The organism is Pseudomonas sp. ef1, from assembly GCF_007293365.2.
Taxonomy (GTDB): domain Bacteria; phylum Pseudomonadota; class Gammaproteobacteria; order Pseudomonadales; family Pseudomonadaceae; genus Aquipseudomonas; species Aquipseudomonas siliginis.
The window spans coordinates 4,614,417-4,627,400 of the sequence record NZ_CM129815.1; the positions used below are offsets into that span (position 1 = coordinate 4,614,417).

Below are 12,984 nucleotides of genomic sequence, written 5' to 3' on the forward strand. Positions count from 1 at the left end.
CTCTGGGAGCGAGCCTGCTCGCGAAAGCGCCGGACCAGTCGACTTGTTCTGACTGGCACAACGCCTTCGCGAGCAGGCTCGCTCCCACAAGGGAATTGCATTGCAAGGCAGGTATAGGGTGTTGAGAAAATGAATCGCCCCTTCCGTCATCTACACCAAAAGTCGCGTTGACAAGATCCGGAAACCCTACCGATACTTCAGCGCAGTCATACGACAACCTACAACAAACCTAATAACAATGTGTTCAGGGATTGCCATGACGTCTATTTCTACCCCCCGCGCTCCTTTCAATCGCCTGCTGCTGACCGGTGCCGCCGGAGGCCTGGGCAAAGTCCTGCGCGAACGCCTGCGCCCTTACGCCAATGTGCTGCGCCTGTCCGACATCGCCGCCCTCGCCCCGGCTGTCGATGATCACGAAGAAGTCGTGCTCTGCGACCTCGCCGACAAGCAAGCCGTGCATCAACTGGTCGAAGGGGTCGATGCGATCTTGCATTTCGGCGGCGTCTCGGTCGAGCGGCCATTCGAAGAAATCCTCGGCGCCAACATCTGTGGCGTGTTCCACATTTACGAAGCGGCGCGCAAACACGGTGTGAAGCGGGTGATCTTCGCCAGTTCCAACCACGTCATCGGTTTCTACAAACAGGACCAACAGCTCGACGCCACTTCGGCGCGTCGTCCCGATGGTTACTACGGCTTGTCCAAGTCCTACGGCGAAGACATGGCCAGTTTCTACTTCGATCGCTACGGCATCGAAACCGTCAGCATCCGCATCGGTTCCTCGTTCCCCGAGCCGCAGAACCGCCGGATGATGCACACTTGGCTGAGCTTCGACGACCTCACGCAACTGCTCGAACGCTCGCTGTACACACCAAATGTCGGCCACACCGTGGTCTACGGCATGTCCGCCAACAAAGACGTCTGGTGGGACAACCGCTACGCCAGCCACCTCGGTTTCGAAGCCAAGGACACCTCGGAAGTATTCCGCGACAAGGTCGAAGCGCAACCGATGCCAGCCGACGATGACCCGGCGCGGATCTATCAGGGCGGCGCCTTCGTCGCAGCAGGCCCGTTCGGCGACTGATCGCTCGACTTGATCCCCCTCCAATAAAAACCATGGGAATGAGTATGCAAGCCGAATTGATCGTCGACGCCCGCAACGCGGTCGGTGAAAGCCCGGTCTGGGTGCCGCAGGAAAACGCTCTGTACTGGGTCGATATTCCCAACGGCGGGCTGCAACGCTGGAGCGCTGACAGCGGGCATGTTGCCTCGTGGAAGGCCCCGGAAATGCTCGCCTGCATCAGCCGCCACCGCAGTGGCGGCTGGGTTGCTGGCATGGAAAGCGGCTTCTTTCGCCTGCACCCGCACAGCGACGGCAGCCTCGACAGCGAATTGCTCGCGACTGTCGAGCACAGCCGCGCGGACATGCGCCTCAACGACGGTCGCTGCGATCGCCAAGGGCGTTTCTGGGCCGGCAGCATGGTGCTGAACATGGGCCTGAACGCGCCTGAAGGCCGGCTCTATCGCTACAGCGCCGGGCAGACGGGCGTGATCGAAGCGCAGCTGGATGGCTTCATCGTACCCAACGGCCTCGCTTTCAGCCCTGACGGCAAGACCATGTACCTGTCGGATTCGCACCCCAATGTGCAACTGATCTGGGCCTTCGATTACGACATCGAGACCGGCACGCCATCGAATCGCCGAATCTTCGTCGACATGAATCATTTCCCCGGCCGCCCCGATGGCGCTGCCGTGGATGCCGAAGGCTGTTACTGGATCTGCGCCAACGACGCCGGCCTGATTCACCGCTTCGCCCCGGATGGCCGACTGGATTTCTCGCTGGAAGTACCGGTGAAGAAACCGACCATGTGTGCCTTCGGCGGCAGCAATCTGGATACCTTGTTTGTCGCCTCGATTCGCCCCGGCGATGACCACGACCCGCAATCCCTGGCCGGCGGCGTGTTCGCCCTGAAGCCAGGCGTCAAGGGCCTCGCCGAACCGCAATTCAACGATTTGCTTTAGACCCTCTGCTGCACCGCTGCGCCTTGAACACAAAAATAACAAGACTGGAGACTCACCCCTCATGAACTTCAAACGCACCTTGCTCGCCGCTGCACTCCCGCTGATGTTCACCTTTGCAGGTGGCGCTCAGGCACTGGAATTTAAAGTCGCCGACATCCACCCCAAGGGTTATCCCACCGTGGAAGCCGAAGAAAGCATGGGCAAGACCCTGACCAAGGAAACCAACGGCGAGCTGACCTTCAAGTACTTCCCAGGCGGTGTACTCGGTTCGGAAAAGGAAGTTATCGAGCAGATGCAATTCGGCGCGATACAGATGTCTCGCGTCAGCCTGGGTATCGTCGGCCCTGTGGTGCCGGATGTGAACGTGTTCAACATGCCGTTCATTTTCCGCGACCAGCAGCACATGCGTAACGTCATCGATGGCCCGGTGGGCGATGAGATTCTCGACAAGATCACCAACTCCGAATTCAAATTGGTGGCCCTGGCGTGGATGGACGGCGGTACGCGCAACATCTACACCAAAAAACCGGTGCGCAAGCTCGAAGACCTCAAGGGCATGAAAATTCGCGTGCAAGGCAACCCGATGTTCATCGAAATGATGAACGCCATGGGTGCCAACGGTATTGCCATGGACACCGGCGAAATCTTCAGCTCCCTGCAGACCGGCGTGATCGACGGCGCGGAAAACAACCCGCCGACCCTGCTCGAACACAACCACTTCCAGAACGCCAAGTTCTACAGCCTGACCGGTCACCTGATCCTGCCGGAGCCGATCGTGATGTCGAAAATCACCTGGGAAAAACTCACTCCGGATCAACAGCAACTGGTGAAAAAAGCCGCCAAGGCTGCCCAGGCTGAAGAGCGCGTACTGTGGGACAAGAAGTCCGCTGCCAGTGAAGAAAAACTCAAGGCCGCCGGCGTCGAGTTCATCGAAGTCGACAAGAAACCCTTCTACGAAGCCACCGCCTCGGTTCGCGAGAAATACGGCGCGCCTTATGCCGACCTGATCAAAAAGATCGAAGCCGTTCAGTAACGCCCCCCGCTCCGTACTCATGAACAAGGCCCGGCGCGCCAGCAATTCCGGCGCGCCCGGTTACGGTGGAACCCGATGAAGAATCTGCTGCTGCGTATCAACGACAAGATCTACATGACGTGCATCTGGGTCGCCGGCCTTTCCGTCCTGGCGATTTCCCTGATGATTCCCTGGGGCGTCTTCGCCCGCTACGTGCTCGGCACCGGCTCCAGCTGGCCAGAGCCGACGGCGATCCTGCTGATGATGGTGTTCACCTTCATCGGCGCCGCCGCCAGTTACCGCGCCGGTGCCCACATGGCCGTGGCCATGCTCACCGACCGCATGCCACCGCAGCTGAAATCCGCAGCAGCGATTTTTTCGCAACTGCTGATGGCGGCAATCTGCATCTTCATGACCATCTGGGGCACCAAGCTGTGCATCTCCACCTGGAACCAGTTCATGGCCGCCCTGCCCGATCTGCGCGTTGGCGTGACCTATCTGCCGATCCCCGTGGGCGGTTTGCTGACGCTGATTTTTGTCGTGGAAAAACTCTTGCTCGGTGACCAGAGCAAACGTCGGGTCGTGCAGTTCGACCTGGTTGAAGAAAGTGAAGGTGCCGTTTAATGGACGCTCTGATCCTGCTGGGCAGTTTTATCGTATTGATCCTGATCGGCATGCCGGTCGCCTACGCGTTGGGCGCCGCTGCGCTGATCGGCGCATGGTGGATCGACATCCCGTTCCAGGCGGTGATGATCCAGGTCGCCTCGGGGGTGAACAAATTCTCGCTGCTGGCCATTCCGTTCTTCGTCCTGGCCGGTGCGATCATGGCCGAGGGCGGCATGTCACGGCGGTTGGTGGCGTGTGCCGGGGTGCTGGTGGGATTCGTCCGCGGTGGCCTGTCACTGGTCAACATCGTGGCATCGACCTTCTTCGGTGCGATCTCCGGTTCGTCAGTGGCCGACACGGCATCGGTGGGTTCGGTGCTGATTCCGGAGATGGAGCGCAAGGGTTATCCGCGCGACTTCTCCACCGCTGTGACCGTCAGCGGTTCGGTGCAAGCCCTGCTGACGCCGCCAAGCCATAACTCGGTGCTCTACTCGCTGGCCGCTGGCGGTACGGTGTCGATCGCTTCGCTGTTCATGGCCGGCATCGTCCCGGGCCTGCTGATGAGCGCCTGCCTGATGGTGCTGTGCCTGATCTTCGCGAAAAAGCGCAACTACCCCAAGGGCGAAGTGATCCCGATGCGCCAGGCGCTGAAGATCGTCGGCGAAGCCCTGTGGGGCATGATGGCGATGGTGATCATCCTCGGCGGCATTCTCTCGGGTATTTTCACCGCCACTGAATCGGCGGCCATCGCGGTGCTTTGGTCATTCTTCGTGACCATGTTCATCTACCGCGACTACAAATGGAGCGAGCTGCCCAAGCTGATGCACCGAACGGTGCGCACCATCTCGATTGTGATGATCCTGATCGGTTTCGCCGCCAGCTTCGGCTACATCATGACCCTGATGCAGATCCCGGCGAAGATCACCACGCTGTTCCTGACCCTGTCGGACAACCGTTACGTGATCCTGATGTGCATCAACGTGATGTTGCTGCTGTTGGGCACGGTGATGGACATGGCGCCGCTGATCCTGATCCTCACGCCGATCCTGATGCCAGTTATCATGGGTATTGGCGTCGATCCGGTGCAGTTCGGCATGATCATGCTGGTGAACCTGGGGATCGGATTGATAACACCGCCGGTAGGCGCCGTGCTCTTCGTCGGCTCGGCGGTGGGCAAGGTCAGTATCGAAAGCACCGTAAAAGCGCTGCTGCCTTTCTATGGCGTGCTGTTCCTGGTGCTGCTGCTGGTGACCTACGTGCCGGCGATTTCGCTGTGGCTGCCGCACCTGGTGTTGTAACCCTCTGAAAAGATCGCAGCTCCTGCAGGAATCGCATTCCCCTGTAGGAGCTGTCGAGTGCAACGAGGCTGCGATCTGTTGATCTTCACGCCCGCACCAACATGTACCCCGCGACCACCAGACAGACACTGGCAAACCCCACCTGCAACGCCCGCGCCGGCACCTGCGCGCACAGCCTGCGACCGATGAGCATGCCAACGATGCTGGCGACAATGAACGCCGCACCCTGGCTGTCAATGCGCACCCCCGCATGAAACGCGCCGATCACCCCGATCGCGGAAATCAGACTGATCACCATCAACGACGTCGCAACGATGCCGCGCATCTGCACATCGGTCAGTTGCTTGAACGCCGGCACAATCAGAAAGCCGCCGCCGACGCCAAGTAAACCCGAAACCACGCCAGTAACCGCTCCCAGTGCAGCAAGGGTGGCGGTGCATTTGGCGGTCCAGTCGAAGCGCCCGGTCTGCTCGTTGAGCATGCAGTTTTTCTGGCCCCAACTGGCGTGGCCGTGATCGCTCGGCCCCGCTTGCTGACGGTCCTTTCTGAACATTCGCCACGCGACCAGAACCATCAGCAGGCTGAACAGGATCATCAGAATCTTTTCCGGCAACTGATGCGCGAAGTAGATCCCCAGCGGCGAAAAAACCGCACCCAACGCGGCGATCAACAGCGCCGCGCGGTAACGTACCAGGCCATGGCGCAAACCATCGATCGCCCCGACCGCTGCCGCGCTGCCGACCGCAAACAAGGCCACCGGCGCCGCTTGCGTCATCGTCCAGCCGAGCCCGAGCACCAGCGCCGGCACCGCGAGAATCCCGCCGCCCGCGCCGGTCAGGCCGAGGACCAAACCCATCACCACGCCAAACAGACTTGCCAGCAACATAGGAGTTTTCTCAGTCGACCCTGGACAGACTCGTCAGCCACTCGCGGCCCTTGAGCATGCCGTGCCAGTAGAACCACGGCAGCAGCGTCGCCTTCAGCCACCATGCCGAACGGCGGGCCACGGTCGGGTCCAGCGGGAAGGTCGGCAGCAGTTTGCCGCCATAGCCGAACTCGGCGAGGATCACCTTGCCCTTCTCGACCGTCAGCGGGCAGGAACCGTAGCCGTCGTACTTGAGCGGCAGCGGCTGTTGTTTGCGCGCGGCCAGCAGGTTCTGCGCAACGACGACAACCTGCTTGCGCACCGCTGCGGCAGTTTTCGCATTGCTGGTGCCGCAGATATCGCCCAGTGCGAACACCTCGGGATAACGCGGATGCTGCAGGCTGTGCGGATCGACCTCGCACCAACCGCCGGCATCGGCCAGCGCACTCTGTGCGATGAAATCCGGCGCGACCTGTGGCGGCACGACGTGCAGCAGGTCGAAGGTTTTCGCGACCCGGCTGACAGTGCCGTCGGCGTCCTTGACTTCAAACCACGCGGTTTTCGCCGGGCCGTCGACCTTGACCAGATTCGAGTTGAACGCCAGTTGCGCGTCGTACTGTTCGATGTACTTCATCAACGGCGGCACGAAGGTCGGCACGCCAAACAGCGCAGCGCCAGCGAGATTGAATTCAACCTTGATGTCTTTCAGCACGGCGGATTTGCGCCAGTGATCGCAGGACAGGTACAGGGCTTTTTGCGGCGCGCCGGCGCATTTGATCGGCATCGCCGGCTGGGTGAACAGCGCCCGGCCATCGCGCAGTTTCTGCACTTGATCCCAGGTGTACTGGGCGTGTTGATAGCTGTAGTTGGAGGTGACGCCGTGCTGGCCGAGGCTTTGCTGCAAGCCTTCGATTTTCTCCCAGGCCAGGCGCAGGCCGGGGCAGACGATCAGGTTTCGATAGCTGACGGTGCGCTGGTCGTCGAGGGTGAGTTGGCGGCTTTGCGGGTCGATGGCGCTGACACTGGCCTGAATCCACGTCGCCTGACGCGGCATGACTTTGCTCATCGGCCTGACGGTGTCCTTCACGTCAAACGCACCACCGCCGACCAGCGTCCACGCCGGTTGATAGTAGTGCTGTGAACTCGGTTCGATCACGGTGACTTTGAGCTGCGGGTCACGCTTGAGCAGGCTGGCGACAAAACCGATGCCGGCCGTGCCGCCGCCGATGACCACGATGTCCGCACTGATGGATAGGCCCCAGTGTTGATCGTTCATTGCTTGTTCCTTTTGCTGCACGCAAGGATTTTTTGGCTCACCACAACAACCAATGTGGGAGCGAGCCTGCTCGCGAAAGCGGTGGCTCAGTCAACTATTCGTCGGCTGACACGCCGCCTTCGCGAGCAGGCTCGCTCCCACAGGAGATGTTTGTGAGGGCTGGCATTTATGGCTGTTCCCAGCTCTTGAGTACCGCTCCGCAATAGAGCCCCGAGAGGGTTTTCATCACCTGGATCACTTCGTGACTGGCCAGGCCATAGAAAATGTATTTGCCTTCGCGGCGGGTCGCGACCAGGCCTTCATCGCGCAAGATGCCCAGTTGCTGGGACAGCGTCGGCTGGCGTACGCCGGTCATTTTTTCCAGTTCGCCGACGTTGCGTTCGCCCTGGGTCAGTTGACAGAGGATCAACAGGCGATCCTCATTGGCCAGGGCTTTGAGCAACGCGCAGGCTTTGGACGCCGAGGCGCGCAGTTGGGCGACTTCACATTCGGTCAGACTGGATTGCATTTGCACGAGGCCTTGAACGTCACTTAAGCTGCGAACATTATGTTTTTACATAAACTGTTGCAACCCGAAATTCCTCAGCACAGGTTTCTGCCATGTCCGCCCAGATTGAAGCGTTCCTCGACCCCGCCTCCTCGACCTACAGCTACGTGGTCTACGAAGCCGACGGCGGCCAGTGCGCGATCGTCGACCCGGTGCTCGATTACGACGGCGCTGCCGGGCGCACCGGCACCGCGCAAGCGGACAAGATCATCGCCTTCGTCCGAGCGCACCGGCTGCAAGTGCAATGGCTGCTGGAAACCCACGCCCACGCCGATCACCTCTCCGCCGCGCCGTACCTGCGTCGAGAACTGGGCGGCAAGATCGCCATCGGTGAATCGATCAGCAAAGTGCAGAATGTGTTCAAGGCGCTGTTCAATCTGGAGCCGGAATTTTGCGTCGATGGCTCGCAGTTCGATCACCTGTTCGCGCCGAACGAGTCGTTCATGATCGGCAACCTCAAGGCCACCGCCCTGCACGTCCCCGGCCATACGCCGGCGGACATGGCCTACCTGATCGACGGCGAACAGATCCTCGTCGGCGACACGCTGTTCATGCCCGATGTCGGCACCGCGCGCTGTGATTTCCCCGGTGGCAATGCGCAGCACTTGTTCAAGTCGATCCAGAAGCTGTTGGCGTTTCCAGCCAGCGTGAAGCTTTACGTTTGCCACGATTACCCACCCGAAGGCCGCGCCTCGCAGTGCCAGACCACTGTCGGCGAACAGCGCAAAAGCAATATTCATGTGCATGACGGGATCGATGAAGCGGCGTTCGTGGAGATGCGCACGACACGTGACGCTGGGTTAGGCATGCCGACGTTGCTGCTGCCGGCGATTCAGGTGAACGTGCGGGCGGGGAATCTGCCGGCGCCTGAGGACAATGGCGTGGTTTACCTGAAGATTCCGCTTAACAAACTCTGACCCCTAGTCAGGCGCCCTAAGTCTGATCGTTCCCACGCTCTGCGTGGGAACGCATCCCGTGACGCTCTGCGTCACTTCTTGAGGCGGAACGCGGAGCGTCCCTGGCGGCATTCCCACGCGGAGCGTGGGAACGATCGGCGTCGGCGGGTCGGGTCGGGTCGGGTCGGGTCGGGTCGGGTCGGGTGCATCAGGTCAGGTTATGCGCCCAGGGTCAACCCATTCGCCGGCAATGGCAACGCCGTCTTGTAGCGCACCTGCTTGAGCGCAAAGCTGGAGCGGATGTTCGCCACCCCCGGCACCTTGGTCAGAAAATCCATCATGAAGCGTTCCAGCGACTGAATGCTCGGCACCAGCACACGGATCAGATAATCCGGATCACCCGCCATCAGATAGCACTCCATTACCTCCGGCCGATCGGAGATCGCTTCCTCGAAGTGCTGCAGCGCTTCCTCCACCTGCTTTTCCAGGCTGACGTGAATGAACACATTCACATGCAGCCCCAGCAGATCGGCATCCAGCAGCGTGACCTGCTCGCGAATCAAGCCCAATTCTTCCATGGCCTTGACCCGGTTGAAGCATGGCGTCGGCGACAGGTTCACCGAACGGGCGAGGTCGGCGTTGGTGATGCGCGCATTCTCCTGAAGGCTGTTGAGAATGCCGATGTCGGTACGGTCCAGTTTGCGCATGAGACAAAACCACCTGTTTTTTATGTTTATGCAGAATTTCTATCTGCAAATGGTCGCCAGCGCAACGAAACACAGAGAAATATTCTTCTTGGCCACGCCTATGATTGTTGTAGGACAAGATTTCCCCTACCCGGGAATGACTGCCAGCTCACTACAAGAAATTCACAAGATCGAGCGTAGAAGCCATGACCCAAGCGTATGAACCGCTGCGCCTGCACGTCCCTGAACCCTCGGGCCGTCCCGGCTGCAAAACCGATTTTTCCTACCTGCATCTGACCGATGCCGGTACGGTGCGCAAACCTCCTGTCGATGTAGAACCTGCCGATACCGCCGACCTCGCCCGTGGCCTGATTCGCGTGCTCGACGATCAGGGCAGCGCCCTCGGCCCGTGGGCCGAAAACGTGCCGGTCGAGATCCTGCGCAAAGGCATGCGCGCGATGCTCAAGACGCGGATCTACGACAACCGCATGGTTGTCGCCCAGCGGCAGAAAAAGATGTCGTTCTACATGCAGAGCCTTGGCGAAGAAGCCATCGGCAGCGCCCAGGCGTTGGCGCTGAACATCGACGACATGTGCTTCCCGACCTACCGCCAGCAAAGCATCCTGATGGCCCGTGATGTGCCGCTGGTGGACCTGATCTGCCAGTTGCTGTCCAACGAGCGCGATCCGCTCAAGGGCCGCCAGTTGCCGATCATGTACTCGGTCAAGGACGCTGGCTTCTTCACCATTTCCGGCAACCTCGCCACCCAATTCATTCAGGGCGTTGGCTGGGGCATGGCCTCGGCGATCAAGGGCGATACGAAAATCGCCTCGGCGTGGATCGGTGACGGCGCCACCGCCGAATCGGACTTCCATACCGCCCTCACCTTCGCCCACGTTTATCGCGCGCCGGTGATCCTCAATGTCGTGAATAACCAGTGGGCGATTTCCACCTTCCAGGCCATCGCCGGCGGTGAAGCCACGACTTTCGCCGGACGCGGCGTCGGTTGCGGCATCGCCTCGCTGCGTGTCGACGGCAACGATTTCTATGCGGTCTACGCTGCTTCCGCCTGGGCTGCCGAACGCGCCCGGCGCAACCTCGGCCCGACCATGATCGAATGGGTCACCTACCGCGCCGGCCCGCACTCGACCTCCGACGACCCATCGAAATACCGCCCTGCCGATGACTGGAGCCACTTCCCGCTCGGCGATCCGATCGCGCGTCTGAAACAGCACCTGATCAAGGTCGGCCACTGGTCGGAGGAAGAGCACAGCGCCGTCAGCGCTGAACTCGAAGCCGAAGTGATTGCTGCGCAGAAACAGGCCGAACAGTACGGCACCCTTGCCGGTGGCCAGATTCCAAGCGCCGCGACCATGTTCGAAGACGTCTACAAAGAGATGCCGGAGCACTTGAAGCGCCAGCGTCAGCAGTTGGGGATCTGACATGAACGATCACAACAACAATATTCAGTTGGAAACCGCCATGACCACGACCACCATGACCATGATCCAGGCCCTGCGCTCGGCCATGGATGTGATGCTTGAGCGCGATGACAACGTCGTCGTCTTCGGCCAGGACGTCGGTTACTTCGGCGGTGTGTTCCGCTGCACCGAAGGCCTGCAGACCAAGTACGGCACCTCGCGGGTGTTCGACGCGCCGATTTCGGAAAGCGGCATCGTCGGCGTGGCCGTCGGCATGGGCGCCTACGGACTGCGTCCGGTCGCCGAAATCCAGTTCGCCGACTACGTTTACCCCGCCTCCGACCAGATCATCTCCGAAGCAGCGCGTCTGCGTTATCGCTCGGCCGGCGAATTCACTGCACCGATGACCCTGCGCATGCCTTGCGGCGGCGGTATCTACGGCGGCCAGACCCACAGCCAGAGCATCGAGGCGATGTTCACTCAGGTCTGCGGTCTGCGCACGGTGATGCCGTCCAACCCGTACGACGCCAAAGGCCTGCTGATCGCCTCCATCGAAAACGATGACCCGGTGATCTTCCTCGAGCCGAAACGCCTGTACAACGGCCCGTTCGATGGCCATCACGACCGCCCGGTAACCCCGTGGTCGAAACATCCGCAAGCCCAGGTGCCGGACGGTTACTACACCGTGCCGCTGGACGTTGCCGCGATCACTCGCCCGGGCAAGGACGTGACCGTGCTGACTTACGGCACCACTGTGTATGTATCGCAAGTCGCTGCCGAAGAATCCGGCGTCGATGCCGAAGTCATCGACCTGCGCAGCCTGTGGCCGCTGGACCTGGAAACCATCGTCAAGTCGGTGAAGAAAACCGGCCGCTGCGTGGTGGTACACGAAGCCACCCGCACCTGCGGTTTCGGCGCCGAGCTGGTATCGCTGGTGCAAGAGCACTGCTTCCATCACCTGGAAGCGCCGATCGAACGCGTCACCGGTTGGGACACGCCCTACCCGCACGCGCAGGAGTGGGCGTATTTCCCAGGGCCGTCCCGCGTGGGCGCGGCGTTGAAACGGGTCATGGAGGTCTGAATGGGCACGCACGTTATCAAGATGCCGGACATCGGCGAAGGCATCGCAGAAGTAGAACTGTCGCAGTGGCACGTCAAGGTTGGCGATCTGGTGGTTGAAGACCAGGTACTGGCGGATGTGATGACCGACAAGGCGATGGTCGATATTCCGTCGCCGGTACACGGGAAAGTGATTGCCCTCGGTGGTCAGCCGGGTGAAGTGATGGCGGTCGGCAGTGTGCTGATCAGCATCGAGGTTGAAGGCGCCGGCAACCTTAAAGAGTCCGCCGCACCCGCGCCGGTCAAAGAAACACCGGTTGCGCCGAAAGTTGAAGCCGCTGTCGAAAGCAAACCCGCCGCAGCCGCCGCACCACGTCCGGCTGCCGTTTGCCAGGGTCCGATGGTCGCTCGCGAAGCGGATGAACGCCCGCTAGCCTCGCCAGCCGTGCGCAAACATGCGCTGGATCTGGGCATTCAATTGCGCTTGGTGCGCGGTTCCGGCCCGGCCGGTCGCGTGTTGCACGAAGACCTTGAAGCCTATCTGGCGCAAGGTCAGTCGAACGCTTCGGCGCCGGCCGCTGCCGCTTATGCCCAGCGCCACGACGAAGAACAGATTCAAGTGATCGGCATGCGCCGCAAGATCGCTCAGCGCATGCAGGATGCTACTCAGCGTGCCGCGCACTTCAGTTATGTCGAGGAAATCGACGTCACCGCGATCGAAGAACTGCGCGCGCATCTGAATGAAAAACATGGCGCCAGCCGTGGCAAGTTGACCTTGTTGCCGTTCCTCGTTCGCGCGCTGGTTGTCGCCCTGCGCGACTTCCCGCAGATGAACGCCCGTTACGACGACGAAGCGCAAGTCATCACTCGCCTCGGTGCGGTGCATGTCGGCGTCGCCACGCAAAGCGATGTCGGCCTGATGGTGCCCGTCGTGCGTCACGCCGAAGCGCGCAGCCTGTGGGACAGCGCCGCGGAAATTTCGCGTTTGGCCAACGCCGCGCGCAATGGCAAGGCCAGCCGCGATGAGCTGTCCGGTTCGACCATCACCCTGACCAGCCTCGGCGCATTGGGCGGCATTGTCAGCACGCCGGTGCTGAATCTGCCGGAAGTGGCCATTGTCGGCGTGAACAAAATCGTCGAACGGCCAATGGTGGTCAAAGGCCAAGTGGTGATCCGCAAAATGATGAACCTCTCCAGTTCCTTCGATCACCGCGTGGTCGACGGCATGGACGCGGCGCTTTTCATCCAGGCCATTCGTGGCTTGCTCGAACAACCCGCGACCTTGTTTGTGGAGTAAGC

13 protein-coding genes are annotated in these 12,984 nt (G+C 60.8%); 9 read left to right on the forward strand and 4 right to left on the reverse strand.

The window, feature by feature from the left end:
- Window positions 1-256 precede the first annotated feature (256 nt).
- The 5 genes from FEE99_RS20885 to FEE99_RS20905 all read left to right on the forward strand — a co-directional run bounded on the left by FEE99_RS20885 (window position 257) and on the right by FEE99_RS20905 (window position 4,935).
- On the forward strand, window positions 257-1,081 hold the full coding sequence (locus FEE99_RS20885; RefSeq protein WP_041476977.1) for an NAD-dependent epimerase/dehydratase family protein: 825 nt from the start codon (window positions 257-259) through the stop codon (window positions 1,079-1,081).
- A 44-nt stretch (window positions 1,082-1,125) separates the two neighbouring features.
- Window positions 1,126-2,019, forward strand: a complete 894-nt coding sequence (locus FEE99_RS20890) for an SMP-30/gluconolactonase/LRE family protein (RefSeq protein ID WP_041476979.1) — start codon at window positions 1,126-1,128, stop codon at window positions 2,017-2,019.
- 61 nt (window positions 2,020-2,080) lie between these two features.
- Window positions 2,081-3,052, forward strand: coding sequence for a TRAP transporter substrate-binding protein (locus FEE99_RS20895; protein WP_041476980.1), 972 nt, complete (start codon window positions 2,081-2,083; stop codon window positions 3,050-3,052).
- A 75-nt stretch (window positions 3,053-3,127) separates the two neighbouring features.
- The gene (locus FEE99_RS20900; protein ID WP_041476982.1) at window positions 3,128-3,655 is read left to right on the forward strand and encodes a TRAP transporter small permease; all 528 of its coding nucleotides are present in this window, start codon (window positions 3,128-3,130) and stop codon (window positions 3,653-3,655) included.
- A complete protein-coding gene (locus tag FEE99_RS20905; RefSeq protein WP_016775191.1) occupies window positions 3,655-4,935 on the forward strand; it encodes a TRAP transporter large permease in 1,281 nt (426 codons plus the stop codon). The genes FEE99_RS20900 and FEE99_RS20905 overlap by 1 nt, the downstream gene beginning before the upstream one ends.
- Before the next feature lie 85 nt (window positions 4,936-5,020).
- Here FEE99_RS20905 and FEE99_RS20910 read toward each other — a convergent pair whose 3' ends face one another.
- The 3 genes from FEE99_RS20910 to FEE99_RS20920 all read right to left on the reverse strand — a co-directional run bounded on the left by FEE99_RS20910 (window position 5,021) and on the right by FEE99_RS20920 (window position 7,584).
- Window positions 5,021-5,821 carry a sulfite exporter TauE/SafE family protein gene (locus FEE99_RS20910; protein WP_041476983.1) on the reverse strand — a complete coding sequence of 267 codons (801 nt, stop codon included), beginning with the start codon at window positions 5,819-5,821 and terminating at the stop codon, window positions 5,021-5,023.
- Window positions 5,822-5,831: 10 nt separating this feature from the next.
- Entirely contained in the window at window positions 5,832-7,076 is a 1,245-nt protein-coding gene (locus FEE99_RS20915) for an NAD(P)/FAD-dependent oxidoreductase (RefSeq protein WP_041476984.1), read from the reverse strand.
- 166 nt (window positions 7,077-7,242) lie between these two features.
- Complete coding sequence (locus FEE99_RS20920) at window positions 7,243-7,584, reverse strand: ArsR/SmtB family transcription factor (RefSeq protein WP_016775194.1); 342 nt, start codon at window positions 7,582-7,584, stop codon at window positions 7,243-7,245.
- Window positions 7,585-7,676: 92 nt separating this feature from the next.
- Here FEE99_RS20920 and FEE99_RS20925 point away from each other — a divergent pair, with 92 nt between their 5' ends.
- On the forward strand, window positions 7,677-8,540 hold the full coding sequence (locus tag FEE99_RS20925; protein ID WP_041476985.1) for an MBL fold metallo-hydrolase: 864 nt from the start codon (window positions 7,677-7,679) through the stop codon (window positions 8,538-8,540).
- Between the two features lie 197 nt (window positions 8,541-8,737).
- Here FEE99_RS20925 and bkdR read toward each other — a convergent pair whose 3' ends face one another.
- Window positions 8,738-9,226: a Bkd operon transcriptional regulator BkdR gene (gene bkdR / locus FEE99_RS20930; protein WP_041476986.1), complete on the reverse strand. Its 489-nt coding sequence runs from the start codon at window positions 9,224-9,226 to the stop codon at window positions 8,738-8,740.
- 185 nt (window positions 9,227-9,411) lie between these two features.
- On the opposite strand from bkdR, the gene FEE99_RS20935 reads away from it, so the two are divergent.
- The 3 genes from FEE99_RS20935 to FEE99_RS20945 are packed head-to-tail and all read left to right on the forward strand — an operon-like array spanning window position 9,412 to window position 12,982.
- Complete coding sequence (locus FEE99_RS20935; protein WP_041476989.1) at window positions 9,412-10,647, forward strand: 3-methyl-2-oxobutanoate dehydrogenase (2-methylpropanoyl-transferring) subunit alpha; 1,236 nt, start codon at window positions 9,412-9,414, stop codon at window positions 10,645-10,647.
- Window position 10,648: 1 nt separating this feature from the next.
- Complete coding sequence (locus FEE99_RS20940; protein WP_003224000.1) at window positions 10,649-11,707, forward strand: alpha-ketoacid dehydrogenase subunit beta; 1,059 nt, start codon at window positions 10,649-10,651, stop codon at window positions 11,705-11,707.
- A complete protein-coding gene (locus tag FEE99_RS20945) occupies window positions 11,708-12,982 on the forward strand; it encodes a dihydrolipoamide acetyltransferase family protein (protein WP_041476990.1) in 1,275 nt (424 codons plus the stop codon).
- Window positions 12,983-12,984: the final 2 nt, after the last annotated feature.